The organism is Candidatus Binataceae bacterium (assembly GCA_035500095.1).
GTDB lineage: Bacteria > Desulfobacterota > Binatia > Binatales > Binataceae > JAKAVN01.
Map to the genome: position 1 here is coordinate 1 of DATJXN010000120.1, position 19,968 is coordinate 19,968.

Annotated in this window: 18 protein-coding genes and 1 tRNA gene; 10 read left to right on the forward strand and 9 right to left on the reverse strand. The window is 65.8% G+C overall.

Translation table 11 applies throughout. The annotated features are described in order from the left end of the window. The 5 genes from VMI09_12230 to VMI09_12250 form a co-directional block, all read left to right on the forward strand. Positions 1 to 724 (forward strand): acyl-CoA reductase (locus tag VMI09_12230; protein ID HTQ25457.1); only part of this gene is annotated, 724 nt, incomplete at its 5' end. Next, complete coding sequence (locus VMI09_12235) at positions 721 to 1,938, forward strand: aspartate aminotransferase family protein (protein ID HTQ25458.1); 1,218 nt, start codon at positions 721 to 723, stop codon at positions 1,936 to 1,938. The genes VMI09_12230 and VMI09_12235, both read left to right, overlap by 4 nt. Positions 1,939 to 1,957: 19 nt before the next feature. Next, complete coding sequence (locus VMI09_12240; GenBank protein HTQ25459.1) at positions 1,958 to 3,268, forward strand: HAMP domain-containing sensor histidine kinase; 1,311 nt, start codon at positions 1,958 to 1,960, stop codon at positions 3,266 to 3,268. A gap of 175 nt (positions 3,269 to 3,443) precedes the next feature. Then, on the forward strand, positions 3,444 to 4,973 hold the full coding sequence (locus VMI09_12245) for a 4Fe-4S dicluster domain-containing protein (GenBank protein HTQ25460.1): 1,530 nt from the start codon (positions 3,444 to 3,446) through the stop codon (positions 4,971 to 4,973). 29 nt (positions 4,974 to 5,002) lie between these two features. Further along, on the forward strand, positions 5,003 to 7,834 hold the full coding sequence (locus VMI09_12250; GenBank protein HTQ25461.1) for a molybdopterin-dependent oxidoreductase: 2,832 nt from the start codon (positions 5,003 to 5,005) through the stop codon (positions 7,832 to 7,834). A gap of 67 nt (positions 7,835 to 7,901) precedes the next feature. Here VMI09_12250 and VMI09_12255 read toward each other — a convergent pair whose 3' ends face one another. From VMI09_12255 to tolQ, 8 genes are all read right to left on the reverse strand, one after another. Continuing rightward, a complete protein-coding gene (locus tag VMI09_12255) occupies positions 7,902 to 8,378 on the reverse strand; it encodes a DUF2141 domain-containing protein (protein HTQ25462.1) in 477 nt (158 codons plus the stop codon). A 152-nt stretch (positions 8,379 to 8,530) separates the two neighbouring features. Then, positions 8,531 to 9,454 carry a bifunctional riboflavin kinase/FAD synthetase gene (locus tag VMI09_12260; GenBank protein ID HTQ25463.1) on the reverse strand — a complete coding sequence of 308 codons (924 nt, stop codon included), beginning with the start codon at positions 9,452 to 9,454 and terminating at the stop codon, positions 8,531 to 8,533. A gap of 93 nt (positions 9,455 to 9,547) precedes the next feature. Then, positions 9,548 to 10,501: an outer membrane protein assembly factor BamD gene (bamD, locus tag VMI09_12265; protein ID HTQ25464.1), complete on the reverse strand. Its 954-nt coding sequence runs from the start codon at positions 10,499 to 10,501 to the stop codon at positions 9,548 to 9,550. A gap of 5 nt (positions 10,502 to 10,506) precedes the next feature. Continuing rightward, the gene (gene pal / locus VMI09_12270; GenBank protein ID HTQ25465.1) at positions 10,507 to 11,055 is read right to left on the reverse strand and encodes a peptidoglycan-associated lipoprotein Pal; all 549 of its coding nucleotides are present in this window, start codon (positions 11,053 to 11,055) and stop codon (positions 10,507 to 10,509) included. Then, positions 11,048 to 12,394: a DPP IV N-terminal domain-containing protein gene (locus VMI09_12275; GenBank protein ID HTQ25466.1), complete on the reverse strand. Its 1,347-nt coding sequence runs from the start codon at positions 12,392 to 12,394 to the stop codon at positions 11,048 to 11,050. Before VMI09_12275 ends, pal begins: the two co-directional genes overlap by 8 nt. 71 nt (positions 12,395 to 12,465) lie before the next feature. Next, on the reverse strand, positions 12,466 to 13,560 hold the full coding sequence (locus VMI09_12280) for a cell envelope integrity protein TolA (protein ID HTQ25467.1): 1,095 nt from the start codon (positions 13,558 to 13,560) through the stop codon (positions 12,466 to 12,468). After that, positions 13,541 to 13,999, reverse strand: coding sequence for a protein TolR (tolR, locus tag VMI09_12285; GenBank protein ID HTQ25468.1), 459 nt, complete (start codon positions 13,997 to 13,999; stop codon positions 13,541 to 13,543). The genes VMI09_12280 and tolR overlap by 20 nt, the downstream gene beginning before the upstream one ends. Positions 14,000 to 14,029: 30 nt before the next feature. Then, positions 14,030 to 14,743 carry a protein TolQ gene (gene tolQ, locus VMI09_12290; GenBank protein ID HTQ25469.1) on the reverse strand — a complete coding sequence of 238 codons (714 nt, stop codon included), beginning with the start codon at positions 14,741 to 14,743 and terminating at the stop codon, positions 14,030 to 14,032. Between the two features lie 297 nt (positions 14,744 to 15,040). Here tolQ and gap point away from each other — a divergent pair, with 297 nt between their 5' ends. The 5 genes from gap (at position 15,041) to VMI09_12315 (ending at position 18,779) form a co-directional block, all read left to right on the forward strand. Beyond that, complete coding sequence (gene gap / locus VMI09_12295; GenBank protein ID HTQ25470.1) at positions 15,041 to 16,045, forward strand: type I glyceraldehyde-3-phosphate dehydrogenase; 1,005 nt, start codon at positions 15,041 to 15,043, stop codon at positions 16,043 to 16,045. 18 nt (positions 16,046 to 16,063) lie between these two features. Next, positions 16,064 to 17,242 carry a phosphoglycerate kinase gene (locus VMI09_12300; GenBank protein HTQ25471.1) on the forward strand — a complete coding sequence of 393 codons (1,179 nt, stop codon included), beginning with the start codon at positions 16,064 to 16,066 and terminating at the stop codon, positions 17,240 to 17,242. Between the two features lie 66 nt (positions 17,243 to 17,308). After that, a complete protein-coding gene (gene tpiA, locus VMI09_12305) occupies positions 17,309 to 18,082 on the forward strand; it encodes a triose-phosphate isomerase (protein HTQ25472.1) in 774 nt (257 codons plus the stop codon). Positions 18,083 to 18,120: 38 nt separating this feature from the next. Then, the gene (secG, locus tag VMI09_12310; GenBank protein ID HTQ25473.1) at positions 18,121 to 18,564 is read left to right on the forward strand and encodes a preprotein translocase subunit SecG; all 444 of its coding nucleotides are present in this window, start codon (positions 18,121 to 18,123) and stop codon (positions 18,562 to 18,564) included. A 129-nt stretch (positions 18,565 to 18,693) separates the two neighbouring features. Continuing rightward, positions 18,694 to 18,779 (forward strand) — tRNA-Leu (locus VMI09_12315). A gap of 111 nt (positions 18,780 to 18,890) precedes the next feature. Here the strand turns inward: VMI09_12315 and VMI09_12320 are convergent. Next, on the reverse strand, positions 18,891 to 19,889 hold the full coding sequence (locus VMI09_12320) for a radical SAM protein (protein HTQ25474.1): 999 nt from the start codon (positions 19,887 to 19,889) through the stop codon (positions 18,891 to 18,893). Positions 19,890 to 19,968 lie beyond the last annotated feature (79 nt).

Here is a 19,968-nt window from a genome sequence, read left to right on the forward strand (position 1 = left end):
CGCCTACGGCGACGACGCCTCCATCGCTGCGCTCACCGCGCGCGCCGCATCAGCGGGTGCGCGCCCGCTCGCCGGCTTCGGCAGCCGGCTAAGCGGCGCACTGCTGGTGGTGGCTCCCGGGGCGAGGCCGTCCGCCGCCGAGGCGGCGGCGGACGGCCTCGCCCGCGACGTCACGCTGTTCGAGCAGCGCGGATGTCTCTCGCCGCATCACATCTTCGTGGCGGGGGGCGCGGGCGCGGCGCGCCGCTTCGCGGCGCACCTCGCCCGCGCCCTTGCGCGCCTGGAACGGCGGCTGCCAGCGCCGCAGCGGCTGCCACTTGGCGCCGCCGCCTCGATTCGCGCGCTCTGCGAGCGCGCGCGATGGCGCGCGCTCGCAGAGCGCGCGGGCCGCGGCGACGTGGGGCTATGGGAAGGCCCGCGCATGGCCTGGACCGTCATCTACGACGCCGCAGCCGCTTTTTCCGCCTCGCCCGGCTATCGCACGGTGTTCGTCAGCGAGCTTGAGCGCGCTGACGAACTCGGCTCGCGGCTCGGTGCGGCCGCCGGACGGCTGGAAGCCTTTGCGCTGGCCGCGCCGTTGGACGTTCGCGAGCGGCTCGCCGCCGAATTGCGGCGGCTCGGCGCGACGTACGTGTGCGATCCGGGACGGATGCAATCGCCGCCGCTCGATTGGCCGCACGGCGGCGGTGCGATGCTCGAATTGTTGCGCGAGGCGGCGCGATGAGCGCGTTGAGACAGGCCTTCCTGCAACACGTCGCGCAGACCTCGCAGGCGCCGATCGGACTGGAGATCGCGCGCGCCGAGGGTGCGTGGCTGTTCACGGCCGACGGACGGCGTTACCTCGATTTGATCGCAGGAATCGGTGTCTCGGCGCTCGGACACGGTCATCCGGCCGTGCTCGCGGCGATCGCGGCGCAGGCCCGCCGCCACCTGCACGTGATGGTCTACGGCGAATACGTCATCGAAGCGCAGGTGCGGCTCGCCGAACGCCTCGCGCAGTTGCTGCCGGCCTCGCTCGGATGTGTCTATTTCACCAACAGCGGAGCCGAAGCGATCGAGGGCGCACTCAAGACAGCACGCAAGCACACGCGGCGCTCGCGTTTCGTGGCGTTTGACGGCGCATATCACGGCGACACGATGGCCGCGCTGGCCCTGATGGGAAACCCGGCGTTTCGCGCCCCGTTCGAACCACTGCCGGGCCCGGTAACCCACCTGCCCTACGATAACGCAGCCGCGCTGGAGGCGATCGATGCGACGGTTGCCGCGGTCGTGATCGAGCCGGTACAGGCCGAGGGTGGCGTGCGTATCCCTGCGGCCGGCTTCATGCGGTCGCTGCGCGAGCGATGCGACCGGACGGGAGCGCTTCTGATCTTCGACGAAGTGCTGACCGGGATGGGCCGCACCGGGCGGTTGTTTGCGATGGAGCACTTCGGCGTAGTGCCCGATCTCGTAGTGATGGCGAAAGCGCTGGGCGGCGGCCTGCCCTTGGGCGCGTTTTGCGGGTCAACCGAGCTCTTGGGGGAACTTGCGCGGAATCCACCGCTCGGTCACATCACCACCTTCGGCGGTCATCCACTGTCCTGCGCGGCTGGCCTAGCTACGCTTGACGTAATTGTCAATCAACGCCTCTGGAAGCGGGCAGACACGCTTGGCGAGCAGCTGGCGCAGGGGCTTCGGCGGTTTAGCGCGTCGGAGCTTGCGGGCGTGCGCGCCATTGGAGCACTGATAGGCATCGAGTTCGCGAGCGCGGAGATCGCCCAGACTTTCGTTCGCGAATCGCTGGCCCGCGGCGTGATCGTAAACTGGACGTTGAATGCGGAGCGCGTGGTCAGGGTCGCGCCGCCGCTCAACCTGGGCGCCGCCGAAGTGGATTTCGCCCTGCGCGTGATGGACGAGGCGCTTGAAGCAGCCCGCGCCATCGGCAAATCTAGAGTCTGAGCGCCCCGGGGGGGGGACTATGGCAACAGCTCAGTTCATAGCGGCGGACGAAGTCGGCGCTGACCAGCCGGGGCTGATACTTAGTCCACGGCGTCCTGTAGCCGCCGACCGGCGCGTTCTGCTCGAGATCGATCACGACGCCGAAGCCATCAGCACCCTCAAGGTCGCGGGGCCGATTGCGATCTTTTTCCTGTTCGCCTACGGCAGCCTCGAGGTGCTGCGGTTCGGTCAGCATGAACTAAGCCCCTACCAGTACGCTGCGTTCGCGATCGTCACTGCGTTTTTCGGCCTTACCTGGCTGAGCGTGTTTCGCCGCTATTGGAAAGCCTGGACGCTGACTACCTGCGTCATTGTCATCGCGCTGTTCATAAAGATCGCGGCGCTCAACCACACTCCCGAACTCGCCTTTATCGCCATCGTTCTGTGCCCGTTCGCGACCGCGGCCTTCGTGATGTGGGGGCCGCGATGGCAGGGAATGCTCAACCTCGGATGCCTCGCCCTGTTCGGCGCGGCCCAGTTGTTCGTGCCCGCGCACGATCAGTACACGATTTATCGATGGCTGGGTTTTGTCGCCGCGCTGGTGTTGTCGTGGTTCACGGCGGTGTTTCTCGACCGCTACCGGGGCAAGCTGCGCGCGCAGATGGAGCAGCTGGCGGCGGCGGCCAAGTTCCGCGAGCGCCAGGTCGGCACGATGACCCATGACATCCGCAATCCCCTCGCCACGCTGGTAGGGCTCGTGACGCTGCTCGAGGAGGACGAGCTCAGCGAAAAAGAGACCACCCATCTGCTGGCCCGCGTCGGCTCGACCTCGCGCGCGATGGACTTGCTGGTTAAGAACGTGCTCGACATGTACCTGCTCGAAGAGGATAACCTCCAACCTCATCCGCGAGTCATCGACCCCAACGTCATCGTGCAGGAAGTTGCCGACGTTTACGGTCGCGAGGCGCGGCTTAAGGGGCTGCGGATGCGCACCGAGTTGGGCGGGATGCCGCGCGGCAGTCTCGATCCGCTCCATCTCGAGCGCATCACGGCCAACCTGCTCAGCAACGGCATCCAGCGCACCGAAAGCGGCGAAGTGGTGCTGCGCACCTTCTTAAGCGGCGGCAAGGTGATCGTTGAGGTTCAGGACACCGGCCCGCAGCTCAGTCAGGAACAATTCTCGCACCTGTTCGAGCGGCCGGTGCAAGATCGGCAGGGGATGGGTTCGTCAGGCTGGAAGCTATACATCGCGCGCGCGCTTACCGAGACCAACGGCGGCACCGTAAGCGCGCGCACGCATGCCAACCGCGGGCTGACCCTGATCGCCGAAATTCCCTTCTGGGAGCCCTGAGCCCGTATGCGGCAGCCGCGCCGCTTCTACTGTTTCGCAGCTCCGCCGTTCCTGTAGTAAGAGAAAAGACGTCGGCCGCCGCCGTAGCGGCTTGCCGGACGATGATTTCCCTTGGATAGCTTCTCTACCGCTCCTGCCGGCGCCTTGCGGCAGTGACGCGAGGGGGGACTCGCGCGTGCGTTATGGTTTCGTGATCGACCAGAACCGATGCATCGGATGCCACGCATGCACGGTCGCCTGCAAGGACGAGCATAAGGTCCCGGTCGGCGTCTTCCGCACCTGGGTCAAATACATCGAGAAGGGTTCCTTTCCCGGCACCAGCCGCCATTTCGGCGTGATGCGCTGCAATCACTGCGAGCAGGCGCCCTGCGTCGAGATCTGCCCGACCAGGGCGCTCTTCAGGCGCGACAATGGGATCGTCGATTTCGACAACAGCCGCTGCATCGGATGCAAATCATGCATGCAGGCCTGCCCCTACGACGCGCTTTACATCGACCCGGCGACCAGCACAGCCGCCAAGTGCAACTTCTGCGCGCATCGCGTCGAAGCCAACCTCGAGCCGGCCTGCGTCGTGGTCTGTCCCACGCAGGCGATCATGACCGGCGACCTCGACGATCCGCAAAGCCGCGTAAGTCGCATCGTGGCGACGCAGAAGGTCGCGGCCCGCAAGCCGCACAAGGGCACACAGCCCAAGCTCTTTTATGTCGGTATCGAGGGCGACCTGCTGCAGCCGTCGATGATGCGGCCGGAAGAAAGCTCGATGTGGGCCGACCACAATCCGCTCGGCGGCGAACGTCCGCCGACCGGCGAAGACGCCGGCGGCGTCGCGCCCGGCTCGTCGCGCATCGTATATGACGTCGCGCATCCCGCGCCCTGGGGAGCGATTCCTGCGGCGTACCTATGGACCAAATCAATCGCGGCGGGCGCGCTGCTCGTCGCCGCTATGCTGTTCGCGACGCCGAGCGGCGGCGACCGCGTCCTGGTTGATATCGCCGGTCCAACTGTTGCCCTGCTGTTTCTCGGCATCACGGTCGTGCTGTTGGTCGCGGACCTCAAGCAGCCGTGGCGTTTTTACTATCTGCTAACCAAACCCAATTTTCGCTCGTGGCTGGTCTGGGGAACGTACATCCTGATGATCTATGGCGCGCTCGCGACGGCGTGGCTCGCCTGCGGCATCTTCGCCCGCTCGGTCCCCGACGTTCTGGCGACCGCGACCGCTATCTTTGGGGTCGCCTCGGCCTGCTACTCGGCATTCCTCTTCGCCCAGGCCAAGGGCCGCGATCTCTGGCAAAGCCCGATCTTCATCTGGCACCTGCTGGTGCAGGCGCTTATTGGCGGCGCGGCGATTCTGTTACTTGCGGCCGCGCTGCTCGGCTCTACGGATGCCGTGAGTTATATGTCGGCGATGGTTCTGTTGTTGGCGCTGATCCTCGGGCTCGCGATGATCCTTATCGAACTCACGCTGCCGGCAATGAGCGAGGATTTTCGCCGCGCCGCCGAACTCATCCTGCGCGGCGCTCTCGGCCGGCGCTTCTGGGGCGCAGCCGTGGTGCTCGGGACCCTCGTGCCGTCTTCCTTGCTCGGAGTCGCGATGGCAACGAACACGATGGCGCTCGCGACTATCGCGGCCGTCCTCAGCCTGTTCGGATTGTGGGTGTTCGAGAATATCTTCATCGAAGCCGGACAGGCGGTGCCGCTCAGTTAGCGGGCGGTACCGCTGAGACAAGAGGAACGATGGCTGAAGCGAAGGACACGCCTGAGCCGCTCAATCCGGCGGCGATGGAACTGGAGGCGCCAGCCGGCGGGCTAAGCGCGTTCCCACCGATCGAGCGATGGGACGACTGGGTCGAGTACGACCCGGCCGCGTGGCCGCGCAAGGTCGAGAAACGTTACACGCTGGTGCCGACCGTATGCTTCAACTGCGAGGCCGGATGCGGCCTGCTCGGATACGTCGACAAGAGCGACTTTACGATCCGCAAGTTCGAAGGCAACCCGGCGCATCCGGGAAGCCGCGGCCGCAACTGCGCCAAGGGTCCCGCGACGATCAATCAGGTCACCGACCCCGAACGTATCCGCTACCCGATGCGGCGCGCGGGGCAGCGCGGCGAGGGCAAATGGGAGCGCGTGACGTGGGATGAGGCGCTCGACGATCTGGCCGGGCGAATCCGCCGCGCGCTGGTCGACGGACGCCGCAACGAGATCGTCTACCACGTCGGCCGCCCCGGCCATGAACTGATTTACAACCATCGCATCCTGCACGCCTGGGGAATCGACGGACACAACAGCCATACCAACGTATGTTCCGCCGGCGCCCGCACCGGCTACGCGTTCTGGCACGGCGCGGACCGGCCCTCGCCCGATCACGCGAACGCCCGCTTTATCCTGCTGCTCAGCTCGCACCTGGAGGCGGGCCACTACTTCAACCCGCATGCGCAGCGGATTATCGAGGCGAAGCAGCGCGGCGCGCGGGTCTGCGTGATCGATACGCGGCTCTCCAATACCGCAACCAAGGCGGATTGGTGGATGTCCACCTGGCCGGGCACGGAGGCCGCCGTGCTGCTGGCGATGTGCCACGTGATCCTGCGCGAGCGGCTTTACGATCGCGAGTTTCTGCGCCGCTGGGTCAACTGGGAGGAATACCTGCGCGAAGAGCATCCCGGTCGCGCGCAGACTTTCGAGGCGTTCCTGGAGGCGCTCGCCGAGGTTTACGCGCAATACACGCCCGAGTTCGCCGAGCACGAATCAGGGGCGCCGGCGAGCGTAATCGTCGAAGTCGCGCGGGAGATCGGGCGCGCCGGTCCGGCGCTGGCGACCCACGTATGGCGCAACGCGGCGGCGGGCAACCTGGGCGGATGGCAGGTGGCGCGCGCGCTGGAGTTCCTGGTGGTCCTGATGGGAGCGGTGGACGCGCCCGGCGGCACCGCGCCCAACTCCGCCAACAAGTTCGTGCCGGCGCCGCCGATGATGCCGCCGCCGGCGAAGATGTGGAACGAGCTGATGTGGCCGCGCGAGTTTCCGCTCGCCTTCTTCGAGATGAGCTTCCTGCTGCCGCATTTCCTCAAGCAGGGCCGCGGAAAAATCAGCGCCTACTTCACCCGCGTTTACAATCCCGTGTGGACCAATCCCGACGGGATGAGCTGGATCGAGGCGCTCACCGACGAGAGCAAGATCGAACGCCACGCGTGCCTTACGCCGATCTGGAGCGAGACCGCGCAGTTCGCCGACTACGTGCTGCCGATGGGCCACGGACCGGAGCGCCATGATCTGCTGAGCCAGGAGACCCACGCCGCGCGCTGGATCGGATTTCGCCAGCCGGTCGCGCGGGTCGCGCTGGAGCGCGCGGGCAAGCGCTTCAACTTCACCTACGAGGCCCATCGCGAAGCCGGCCTGGGCGAGGTCTGGGAAGAGGACGAGTTCTGGATCGAGTTGTCGTGGAGAATCGACCCCGACGGCGCGCTCGGCATCCGCAAATACTTCGAGTCGCCGTATCGCCCGGGAGAAAAACTGACGGTCGAGGATTTCTATCGCTGGATTTTCGACAACAGCGTGCCCGGCCTGCCTGCCGCGGCGGCGAAAGAAAACCTCGCGCCGCTAGCCTACATGCGCAAGTACGGCGCGTTCCTGATCGAGGAAGGCTCCTACCGGGTTCACGAAAAGGCGCCGCCCGCGCGCGACCTTGAAGACGCCGCGGTCGATCCGGCGAGTAAAGTCATCACGCACGGAGGCGCCGCCGTCGGCGTCGAGATCGACGGCCGCGCGCACGTGGGTTTTCCCACGCCCTCGCGCAAGCTGGAGTTCTACTCAAGGACGCTCAAGGAATGGAAATGGCCTGAGTATTCTATTCCGACCTACATCAGAAGCCACGTGCACTGGAGCAAAATCGATCGCGCGCGCGGCGAAATGCTGCTGCTGCCGACGTTCCGCCTGCCGACGCTGGTACATACTCGCTCCGCCAACGCCAAGTGGCTATACGAAATATCCAATCGCAATCCGCTCTGGCTTAACCCCGAAGACGCGCGGCGCTTCAGCGTCGACACCAGCGGGCTGCTCAAGATCGCCACCGAGATCGGTTATTTCATCGACAAGGTATGGGTGACCGAATCGATTCGGCCGGGCGTGATCGCGTGCTCGCATCATCTGGGGCGCTGGCGTCTGCAGGAGGAAAGCGGCGGCGAGCGATGGGCCAGCGGACTGGTCGAATTGACCCGCAAGGAGGAGGGCGCCTGGATGATGCGGCAGGTGCACGGCGTCCGACCGTTTGCGAGCGCCGACCCCGATTCGGAGCGCGTTTGGTGGCAGGACGCCGGCGTGCATCAGAACCTGATTTTCCCCGTGCAACCCGATCCCATAAGCGGTCAGCACTGCTGGCATCAGAAGGTCACGGTCAGCGGCGCGGGGCCGGAGGATCGCTACGGCGACATCTTTGTCGACACGCGCAAGTCGCACGAGGTGTATCGCCGATGGCTCGAGATGACGCGGCCCGCTCCCGGCCCCGGCGGGCTGCGGCGTCCGACCTGGCTTGCGCGCGTATATCGGCCGGCGCCCGAGGCGTTCTACATCAAGTAGCGCGAAATCCGCAAAATCCGGCAATCCGACTGCACCAGCCGCGCGTGAGAGCGCAGCGCGCGGCCAGCTAGTAGTGCATCGCGACCGTCAGCCATTGCTCGCCGCCCGCGTAGTCGAAAGCGGCGGCCTTGAACGATGGCGGGGCGAACACCGGTCTGACATTGTTCGAGAACGCGTACCCCTCCTTGGGCATTCCGAACCAGCTGCGATCGAACTCGCCGTTGCTGTTCTCGTCGTGAAAAGCGACCAGCGCGTATTTGCCCGGTGCGATGCCTGCAAAATCGCACTCGGCGCTACGATTCCTGATCGCCACGACCGCGTGCCCGACGGCCCGATTCGAATCCGAGGGGAAGGCCTCCGGCAAATCGTAGAGCGTGCAAATCACCTGGCCCTTCGAATCGCGAAGACCCGCCACTCGCACGCGGAGGCCTGCGGAGGGAATGCGACGCGCGACCCGCACGACAACGGGCGCGGACGCGGGCGCCGCCGTCGCGGCGGCGAGCATCATCAGGATGCAGGCAAAGGTGATGGCTTTGTTCGGCATGCAAGAGCCGCGTCGCGCCGCCACGCTCCGTAGCGTCCCGTTATCCGGTCGGCGCGCGCCGCGCGAGGATTCGCGCGCCCGCGCCCCGCCTCCAGCGGGGCACGAGCGAAAATACGCCTCCGCGAGGCCCCCGGTTTCGGCAATTCGAACGCTCACGCGGCCGCGAGGATTTCTTTGGCGCGCTTCAAGTCCTCGGCGATCTGCGCGGCCAGCGCCTGGCCGGATTCGAACTTGCGCTCGCCGCGGATCCGCTCGACGATCTCGAGGCGGATCTTCGCGCCGTAGATGTCGCGATCGAAATTGAAAATGTGCGCCTCGATCGTGCGCGCGGGTTCGGCGAACGTCGGACGCATCCCGATATTGGTTATCGACGCGAACGCGCCGTCCGGCAAGATCACGCGCGTCGCATAAACACCGTCGGGCGGCAGACATTCGGTTGCGGAGTCGAGATTGGCAGTGGGAAAGCCGATGGTGCGGCCGCGCTCGCGCCCATGGACGACCGTACCGCTCAGGAAGTGCACGCGCCCGAGCAACTCGGCGACCCTCCGCATCTCGCCCGCAGCGATCAGCTCGCGCACCCGCGTCGAGCTCACGACCGCGTCAGCGGCCCGCACCGGTCCCACCACGACCGTCGCAAAGCCCATCCGCCGTCCCAACTCGGCCATCACCTCGGCGTTGCCGGCGCGGGCATGGCCGAAGCTCACGCTGTGTCCGACCACCACTTCACGGGCGCCGATTTTGCCCAGCAGGCATTCGCGCACGAAATCGGCGGGCGCAAGCCGGCTCAGCGCCTCGGTGAACGCGAGGACGATCACGCCGTCGATTCCCGAATCGCGCAGCAGTTCGAGTTTGTCTTCGGGCGCGAGGATCAGTTGGGGCGCGCGCGCCGGCGCGAGCACCTTGGCCGGCAGCGGATCGAAAGTGAGGGCGAAGGCGGTGCCCGCAGCCGCGCGCGCGCGATCGATCGCGGTCTTGAGGATCACACGATGTCCCAGGTGCACGCCGTCAAAGTTGCCGAGCGCCACCACCGGATGAGGGTGCGGCGCAAGCGCCTCTATATTGCGGATTGTTTCCATCGGTCAACGCATACGCGGCGTGCATCACCTGCGCGGCGGGACGGCGGCGCGGCGCGCCGGCATCTGCTTGGCGGACGCGCGAATCGCTCGCAGCTAGCTGCTCGCCATGCTCTTCATCATCGCATCGGCGGCCGCAGCCTCAGGGGTGCCCGGATGATCGCGGACCAGTTTCTGCAGGGTCAGGCGGGCGTCGAGCGAGTCGTTGGTGCGCAGGAAGGCCTCCGCCTCGCGCAGCTGCGCGCTGGCGGCGAAGCGGCCGCGCGGATAGCGCAGCGCGAGATCGTTGAACTGCAGGATCGACTGGTTGTAATTGGACGGGTCGCGCGCGCCCATCTCGAACAGCGCGTTGGCGGAGAAATACTCCGCCGGCTCGGCCAGCGGCGACTTGGGATGGGCCCGCTGAAAGGCCTGGAATTTGGCGACCGCGTTGGGGTATCTGCTCGCCTTCATGTCGACCAAACCGTCGCGGTAAACACGCGAGCCCGGCTCCGTGCTGTTGTTGGCGTTCGCGAGCTCCTGGTCGAGCACCGATTGCCATCCGGCCACCGCCGGGACCGATGCCGCGGGCGGCGGCGCTTCGCCTTCCGGCGCGGCGGCCTCGCCTTCATCCACCGTCGCGCCCTCGCCGGGCGCTACCGAGGCAGTTGCCGGCGCGCCGGGAGCGCCCGGCGGCGCCGCTCCGGGAGCACCTGGGACGGCGCCCGGAGCCGCAGGAGCGCCCGGGGCGGCCGGCGTGCCCGCCGCGGGCGCGTTGACCTGCGACTCGAGCTTGGCAATGCGGTCCTTGAGCGCTGCAACCTGCTTGGAATCGTCGCCGCTGTCGTTGTGCTGGAGCTCGGTGATGTGGTCGTTGAGCCGCGCGATCTGATCGTGCATCGCAGCTATCTGCTGCTGGTCGTTGGCGATCATTTCGCGCATCGATTGCTCGTTTTGCGAGACCTGATCGATGTCCGCGCGCCCCGCGCAACCGCCCGCGCCGAGCGTCATCGCGAGCATCGCGGCAAGGCCGGCCCATCTCAAAACGGGCCGCTCGAGCATAGGAGCCATGCGCACTACTGCTGGACTACGAAGTGGTCGCGACGGTTTTGTGCCCAGCATTCGTCGGTGTCCTCGTTGCAAACCGGCAACTCCTTGCCGTAACTGATGGTCGACATCCGGTCGGCGGTGATGCCCAGGGTTTCGAGATAGTCCTTGGCGGCCTGGGCGCGTTTGGCGCCGAGCGCGATATTGTACTCCTCGGAGCCGCGGTCGTCGCAATGCCCCTCGATCTGGACCCGCGCGCCCGGATTCTTGGTCATCCAGTCGGCGTTGGATTTCAGGATTTCGCCGTCCTGCCCGCGCACTGAATAGTCATTGTAGTCGAAATGAATGTCGCTTAGCGGCCCCTCGCCACCCGCGCCTAGCGTGCCTTTCTGGAACCGGTTGAGCGAGCTGCTGCCGTTGGCGCCGAGTCCGTTCTCACCTATTCCGCCTGCCGCGCCCTGATTTCCGGCGCCCGCGCCGGCGCCGCTCTGCTTCGACGAACATCCGGCGGCCAGCGCCAGTGCCAGCGCCGCCGCAGCGATCACGGTCAATCGCCCCAGCCGTCGTTGGTTATCCACCAAGCCACCACGACCAAGTGGGAGAAGTGTCATTGCCCTCATCCTCCATCAAGGCAGAAATAACTTTGCCGGTCTGCGAGTTTGTATTGACTTGCATCAAGTAGAGCCGTTCATGGCCGCCGCGGTTCGAGCTGAAAACCAGGTAGCGCCCGTCGGGCGACCAGCACGGCGACTGGTTGGAGCGCGCGTCCCGGGTAAGTTGCGCGGGCTGACCGCCGGCGCTCGGGATGATGAAGATGTTAAACCCCCCGGAGCGGCTCTGATACGCGATCCATTTTCCGTCGGGTGAGAACGATGGGGAAGTATTGTAGTCGCCCTGGAAAGTGACGCGGCGCGGCGCGCCGCCGCCGAGGCTCATCACGTAGATCTGCGGCGTGCCCGAGCGGTCCGAAGTAAAGGCGAGTTGCTGGCCGTCGGCCGAGAAGGCCGGGTTGACGTTGATCGCGCCGCCCTGCGTCAGCTGGCGGATCTGCTCGCCGCTGCGCGAAAGCAGGAACAGATTGGTGCGCCCGCCGTTTTCGACCGCGGCGACGATCCGGCTGCCGTCGGGCGAGAGCGCGCCGCCGATCACGTTGCCGTGCGGACTGTCGATCCGAATCTCGCTGCGGCCGGCGACGTCGAACAGGTAAAGCGCGGGCGCGCCGTTCTTATATGAAAGATAGAGCACGCTCGCCGGACTGCGGGCGAATTTCGGAAAGAGATTGATCGTCGGATTATCCGACACGCGGAAAAGCCCGCCGCCGTCGGGTGCGGCGAGATACACTTCCTTGAAACGCCCGCCCTGCGTCGAGACGAATGCGATTTTCGTGTCGAACGGTCCCTGCACGCCGGTCACCGCCTTCAGCACCGAGTCGGCGAAGCGCCGCGCCATCTGCTGCACGTCGTCCGCTCCCCCATTGAAGCGCGTGCCGAACATCCGGCGCTGTTGCGCGACGTCGAACATCAGCGCCTCGACCGAAATCTGGCCGCCGCTGTTCGTCACCGCGCCCTTGACCAGGAATTCGGCGTTGAGCGAACTCCAGTCGCTGAAATTGAACTTGCCCAGGTCATAGCCCGAGTTCTGCGGATCCTCGATATACGACTTGGGTGCAATGATGGAGAAGAAGCCGCTCAATTCGAGGTCGCGGCGCAGGACGCGCACGAAGTCGTGCGAGATCGTGCCCTGGTCGTCGCCGCCGAGGTTCTTCAACTCCGAGACCGCGATCGGAGCAGCGGTCGAGCCGGGACCGCTGATCGTCATGTGTATCGGCTGCGCCAGCGCAACGCCGGCGCCGGCAATCGAGAGCAGCGCGAGCGCCGCCAGCATCGCTCGCAGAATATAGATGCACCGCCTGATCATCGCTGTTCCGTTCAAGGCATCCGGGCCTGCCGCGCGTCTCGCGCGGGCCCGTCCGCCGCCTCTCCGTCCGCTTACGATTTCAGCTCGCCCAGCTTGAAGTCCGCATCGATGCCTTCGCCGAATTCCGAGCGGTACTTCTCCGGCGGCGGCGGAAACGGCGCAGCGCGCCGGATTGCGCGAATCACCGAATCATCGAACGCCGGATCGCGCGAACTTTGCGTCAGCTTGACGCCTGTGAGAGCGCCGTCGGAGCCGATCGCGAAGGTCACGCTGGTGGTCAGGTCTCCGCTCCCGCCCACGTAATTCCAGGCCTTCTTAATCCGATCCTGTACCGTCTGATAGTAGAGCAGAAATTGCGGGTCCTGTTGAATCCCCATGCTGCCCTTTCCGGTTCCCACGCCGTAGCCTTCGCCCTCGCGCGGCACGCTGGCGACGACGGGTCCGCCGCCCGACGGACCGCTCGCGCGCGCCTTCTGCTCCGCGGCGCGCTCCGCCAGATGCTCCTTCAGCAGACTCTGGCGCAAGGCGGCGAGTTGCTCCTTGACTCCAGGCGTCGGCTCGGCACGCGCGATGACGACATCATTGGGATTGGGCCGCGAGTGCGCGCCATGCTTTGGCGCCGGGGTCGGCGTCGGGATCGGGCGACGGCGCGGAGTGGGCGTCGGACGCGGAGTGGGCCGGCGCTTTGGCCGGGGCCGCGGAGTCGGTTTCGGCGTGGGCGCACGCGTCGGCTCCGGCGTCGACTCAGGCGTCGGTTCCAGCGTGGGCTCGACGGTGGGTTCGGGCGTCGGCGGCGGCGTCGGCTCGGGAGTGGGTGTCGGCGTGTAGCCGGTGTTGAGTGCGATGACGGTCTTGTCGTTGTCGGGCGCGGTCGGCGGCGGCGCTTTGTGCTGCTCAGGAGCCGGCTTGGGCTCGCTGCGATGCTCGGGATGAGGCTTGTCTTGCGTCAGACGCGGCAGATGCGTCCCGAGGTCGCCGGCGGGTATGTTGTCGACGATCTGTACCGTGTAGCCGGCGGGCGCGGCCTCGTGCCGATTAAAATAAGCCGGCAGGATCACCAGGACCAGGGCGAAAAACACCGCATGGCCGAGCGCCGAGAGCAAGATCGCCGCCGCGTAGCCCCAGCGCGAGGGGCGATCGCGGCCGTCAAGGTTTGGCGCTGCCACCGAGCGATCCGCCCGCCGCCGGCTCCTCGCCCGCCTGCGGCATCTCGGTCACCATCCCGACGTTTTCGATTCCCGCCGCCTTGATCGCAGCCATCGTCTTGATCACCGCGCCGTACGGCACCTGCTCGTCGGCGCGCACGAATACTTCGCGGTCGGGCCGCACGGCGGCGATCGCCTGCAGCTTCTCGGTCAACTGATCGAGTCCAAGCCGAGTGTCGTTGAGATAGACTTCCTGATTGCGGGTGATCGAAACGACGAACTGCTCTTCCTTGCCCGGCAGCGCCGACGCTTTGACTCGCGGCACGCTGACCTCGACGCCCTGCTGAATCATCGGCGCGGTGACCATGAAGATCACGAGCAGCACCAGCATCACGTCGACGAGCGGCGTGACGTTGATTTGCGAGGCGAATTGCCCGCGCTGTCCCGACTCGAAAGCCATCCTCTGCGCCCTTGCTCGGGCCCGGCGTCCCTACGAGAGGAAGTGACGCTCGGCGATGTTGAGGAATTCAGAGGTGAAGTTTTCCATCTCGATCGCGAGCTCGCGCACGCGGGCAGTGAAATAGTTGTAGAGCATCTGCGCCGGAATCGCCGCGACCAGTCCGATCGCGGTCGTGATGAGCGCTTCGGCGATCCCGGGGGCGACGGCCTGGATATTCGACGAATGGGCCGCCGAAAGTCCGATAAACGCCGTCATTATTCCCCATACCGTTCCGAACAGCCCGATAAACGGGCAGGTCGAGCCGGTCGTGGCGAGAAACGTGATGCCCTTTTCGAGCTTGGTGGTTTCGACATTGGCCTGTCGGCGCATCGCGCGCGTGACGTTCTCGACCCCGCCGAGATCGGTCGAGAACCCGCTGTCGGCGCCCACCGCCTGGCGTTTGGCGCGCGTCAACTGGAGCAGTTCCTGGTAGCCGGCGCGAAACACCTGGGCGACCGGGCTGCGTGTCAGGCCGACGCTTCCGTTATGAATCGCAGCGAGGTTCTTTGATTCCCAGAACAGCGCAATGAAGCGCTCGGACTCGCGCCGAGCGTGCGAAATCTGGTTGAGTTTGTAGATGATGATGCCCCAACTCGCGACCGAGAACAGGACCAGCGTCCACAACACCACCTGCACCACCGGGCCTGTTCCCAGCAGCAGTTCAGCCACCCCCATCGTGCCGGGGCCGCCTAACTCATGGGGCATACCGCATCCGCTCCACAGCTTCTTAGGACGCAAACAGACGGATTTCGTTGCAATCAATTTACGTCGTGGCTCGGGCCGGGGCAAATCACTTTCCGAGGCCTGTTCACCGGCGGCGATACGCGCGAAACAAACGCGTCATCTAGCGGATCGCTGAAACGCTGCCAGCTTCCACAAAATTTGTGATAGGCTTGCCGGTGAAGGAAGGCCGGCGGGTCACATTGTGCCGGCTTTCATCACATCAGGGGACGGCGCACGTCCTGGGGGACTCGTCCCGACGCATTCAGGGAGGACCGTGCTGTGGCGATCAGGATCGGAATCAACGGTTTCGGCAGGATCGGACGGATGGCTTATCGGGCGATGCTCGACAACAAGAACATCGAGGTCGTTGCCGTCAACGACATCACCGACGCCAAAACGCTCGCCCATCTGCTGAAGCACGACTCGGTGCACGGCCCGCTCAAGCATCAGGTGAAGGCCGAGGGCAACGAGATCATGCTCGACGGCCGCGCGCTGCGCGTGCTCGCCGAACGTGACCCGGGAAAACTTCCGTGGAAGGACCTCAAGGTTGAGGTGGTGATCGAATCGACCGGCCTTTTCACCGCGCGCGACAAGGCCGCGCTCCATCTGAACGCGGGTGCGCGCAAGGTCGTGATCAGCGCGCCGGCCGACGGCGTCGACGTGACGCTCTGCATGGGCGTCAACCAGGCGGCGTACGATCCGGCCAAGCATCACGTGATCTCCAACGCATCCTGCACGACCAACTGCCTCGCGCCGGTCGCCAAGGTGCTGCATGAAAACTTCGGCATCGTGCAGGGCCTGATGACCACCGTACACGCGTACACCTCCGACCAGATGCTGCAGGATGGACCGCATCGGGATCTGCGCCGGGCGCGGGCCGCGGGGCTCTCGATGGTGCCGACGTCGACGGGCGCGGCCAAGGCGATCGGGCTGGTGCTGCCGGCGCTCAACGGCAAGCTCGACGGTATCGCGATTCGCGTGCCCACGCCCAACGTCTCGGTGGTCGATCTGACCGCGACGGTCGAGCGCGACGCGGACGACAAGTCGGTCAATGCGGCGATGAAAAAGGCGGCCGAAGGCGAACTGCGCGGAATCCTCGCTTACAGCGAAGAGCCGCTGGTCTCGGTGGACCTCAACGGCAACCCTCATTCGTCGATTTTCGACGCCCCGCTCACCAAGGTCCTGGGCAAGCGCCTGGTCAAGATCTTTTCCTGGTACGACAACGAATGGGGATATTCGAACCGGCTTGCCGACGTCACCGCCTTCGTTGCCAGCAAGATCTGAGCGATCGCCGGCATCGCGATGTCCGCGCTCGAACTCACGCAGCTCAAGCTTGACGGCCGCAAGGCCCTGGTACGCTGCGATTTCAATGTCCCCCTGCACGAGCGGCGGATCGCCGACCCCGCGCGCATCGACGCGAGCCTCGACACGATCCGCTACATCCTGGAGCACGGCGGCGCGGCGGTGCTGTGCTCGCATCTCGGCCGACCCAAGGAGCGCACGCCCGAACTCAGCCTCAAGCCGGTCGCGGAGTACCTGAGTACGGCGCTCGGGCGCAAGGTCGCGCTCGCGCCCGATTGTATCGGCGAGGTTACGCTGCGGATGATCGCGGCGCTCAAGCCCGGCGAGGCGCTGCTACTGGAAAACCTCCGCTTTCATCCCGAAGAAGAGGCCAACGACCGCGATTTTTCTCACGAGCTCGCGCGCGGCAAGGACGTTTACATCAACGACGCCTTCGGTTCGGCGCATCGTGCGCACGCTTCGACCGTCGGCGTGACACACTTTCTCGCGGAACGCGCCGCGGGCTTCCTGATGATGCGCGAGCTCGAGGCGCTGAGCGCCCTCACGCACGACCCGGCGCATCCGTACGTCGCAATCCTCGGCGGCGCAAAAGTCTCCGACAAGATCGCCATGATCCGCAACCTGCTGACCAAGGTTGATGCGATTTTGATCGGCGGTGCGATGGCCTACACGTTCCTGCGCGCGCGCGGCGTCGAGGTCGGCCGCTCGCGCGTCGAAGCGGACAAGCTGCAGCTCGCGGGCGAGCTGATGGCCGAGGCCGCGCGGCGCGGCGTCTCGCTCATGCTGCCGGTTGATCACGTTGTCGCGGCGGCGCCCGACGCCGGCACGGCCGAGACGGCGGAAACCATCGCGCCCGACCAAATGGGCCTCGATATCGGGCCGCGCACCACTGACGAATTCATTGCGAAATTACGCGACGCCAAGACCGTGGTCTGGAATGGGCCGCTGGGCTACTTTGAAATCGAGGCCTTTGCGCGCGGCACGCACAAGGTGGGCGAGGCGCTGGCGAATCAAACCGGCGTCTTCAGCGTGATCGGCGGCGGCGATACCGCCGCGGCGCTCGCCAACCAGCCGTGGTCGGCGCGCTTCAGCCATATCTCGACCGGCGGCGGGGCGACGCTCGAATACCTCGAAGGCATCGAGTTACCCGGCGTCAAAGCGCTCGAGAGCCGGGGCTGACCGGAACGGCCGCTCCGCTTTCGAAATCGGAATCGCAAAACCAACTTGACTCGCGGAGAGAGCGCGATGCGCAGGAAGATGCTCGCCGGAAACTGGAAGATGAATCTGACGCCGCTTGAGGCGCGCAAGCTCATCCGCGCGCTCCGGGCCGAGATCGATCCCGAGGCCGCAACGCTCGCGCGCGACCGCGACGTCCTGGTCGCGCCGGCCGCGATCGCGCTCGCCGCCGCCGTGCAAGAACTCGCCGGGTCGAACATCGCGCTCGCCGCGCAGAACATGCACTACGAGGACAAGGGCGCGTTCACCGGCGAAGTATCGGCGCCGATGCTCAAGGCGGCCGGCGTCACCCACGTGATCCTAGGTCATTCCGAGCGGCGTCACGTCTTCGGCGAAGGCGACGAGCTGATAAATCGCAAGGTCCTGGCCGCGGTGAAGCATCGCCTGGTGCCGATCCTCTGCGTCGGCGAGACCCAGGAGGAGCACGACGGCGGGCATACGACGACGGTGGTGCTGCGCCAGACGCAAAACGGCCTTGCCGGGCTCGACGGGCGCGAGGCCGCGCGCGCGATTATCGCTTACGAGCCGGTATGGGCGATCGGCACCGGACGCACCGCGACACCGGCGCAGGCTTCGCTCGCGCATGGCGTGATTCGCGAGGCGATCCGCGACAATTTCGGCCCGGAATGCGCCGCTGCGGTGCGGATCTTATATGGTGGGAGCGTCACGCCTGAAAATGTTGACGGGCTCATCTCAAGCCACGATATTGACGGGGCTTTGGTCGGCGGGGCAAGCTTAAAGGCTGACTCGTTCGCGCGCATCGTGCGGGCGGGAGTGGGCTGAGCTCACAAGTCTATCAGGACCCGGGTTTATAAAATTCGATGGTTGCGATCGTTGTCGGGATTCACGTCGTTGTCTGCCTCGCGCTGATCGTCGTGATCCTGCTCCAGCAGGGTAAGGGCGCCGAAATCGGCGCGGTATTCGGCGGCTCGAGCCAGACCGTATTCGGCGCGACCGGCGCGGGCAACGTGCTGACCAAGGCGACGTGGACAATGGCCGCGATATTTTTCGCGACCTCGATTTTCCTGGCCTACGCCTCGACGCGGCGCTTCACGGGCAGTATCTTCGGCTCCGGCGCGGGATTGAATCGCAAGGTGGTTTATCCGTCGAAGCCGGTCGTGCCGCCGGCGCCGGGAGTCCCGACTGCGCCGGCGAATCCGGCCGCTCCGGCTGTGCCGGCGAGCGCTCCGCTCCATGCGGCGCCGGCTGCTCCGGCAGCGCCTGCAGCACCTGCCGGGCCGGTTGCTCCGAAGCACGGGTCATAGGCAAAACCGCGCCGGTGGTGTGATAATCTGATGTTGCGAGCGCCGCATGTAAGGCGCGAAAGAAATGAGTGACCGGGCCGCGGATCGTCGCGGCCGATAGTTTTGAGGCTGCACCAGGATGCGGCCCGTGCGCGGGTGGTGGAATGGCAGACACGCGAGTTTGAGGGGCTCGTGGTAGAAATACCGTGCGGGTTCAAGTCCCGCTCCGCGCACCAGTCTTAGACCTGCCGCACACAAGGCAGTTCTGACAAACGTTCAGAACCGCCTCGATCTCCACCCTCGCCATCGTCCAAGTCTGGGCAGGAACAAGTCTGGGGAGAGCATTGTTAGCGGACGCCGAGCGAGAGCTGCGTGCCGCGCGCCATCGCGGGCGCCGCGGCGCGCGCCGGTTCGCGGCGGTCGCGATGCTCGACCTTGAAACCGTGCTTGGCGCGGATCCGGTCGAAGATCGAGCCGATCCGTTCGTCATACGCGCGCGGCGCGTACACCGCGCGCGCATAGAACTCGTCAATCCGAGGGGCGACTTCGGGGAAATGCTCCTTGACGAACGGGATGAAGCGGCGGGCGGCCGCGGGCTTGAGAAACAGGGAACGCCACCAAACCGCGCTTGCGCCCGCGCGGCGCGCCGCGCGCACCACGCTTTCGATCGCCGCCGGGGCGTCGGTCAAGCCGGGAATAACCGGCATCATTAACAGATTGCATCGAATACCCGCGCGGCTCAGCTCGGCGAGCGCGCGCAGGCGCAGCCCGGGACGCGGCGCGCGCGGCTCGAGCGTACGCTGGAGACGGTGGTTGAGCGTCATCAGCGAGAAGTTGACGCTTATCTTCGACCGAGAGTTGATCGCGCGGAGAAGGTCGAGGTCGCGCACCACCAGCGCGGACTTGGTGGTGATCGAAAGCTCGAGCCCGCCGAGTTGCGCGAACACTTCGAGCATCGAGCGCGTAAGCCCGTACTTGCGCTCGGCCGGCTGGTAGGGATCGGTCGCCGTTCCGATCGCAATCGGGTCCGAGCCGAGCGGCGTGCGCGAAAGCGTGTGCGCCAGCACCTGCGCGGCCATCCGTTTGACGAAGATGCGCCGCTCGAAATCCATCGGATCGCGCAGTTCCAGGAACTCATGCGTGTAGCGCGCGTAACAGTAAACGCATCCGAACTCGCATCCGCGGTACGGGTTGATCGTCCATCGAAACGGCATCCGCGGATTCTCGCAGCGGTTCAAGACGGTGCGGACTGGCATCTCGACGAACTCGACATCGCGGACAGGGGGGAGCGCGGCGGCCGGGTCATAGAAGGGGTCGTCGAACAGCGCCGATGACACGAGCTTCATCGGCTTAGTTTCGTTTTTTATTCGCCATCTGTCAAGGGCGGCCGTGGCGGCTGGAGAAGGCATTTCCACTTCGATACAT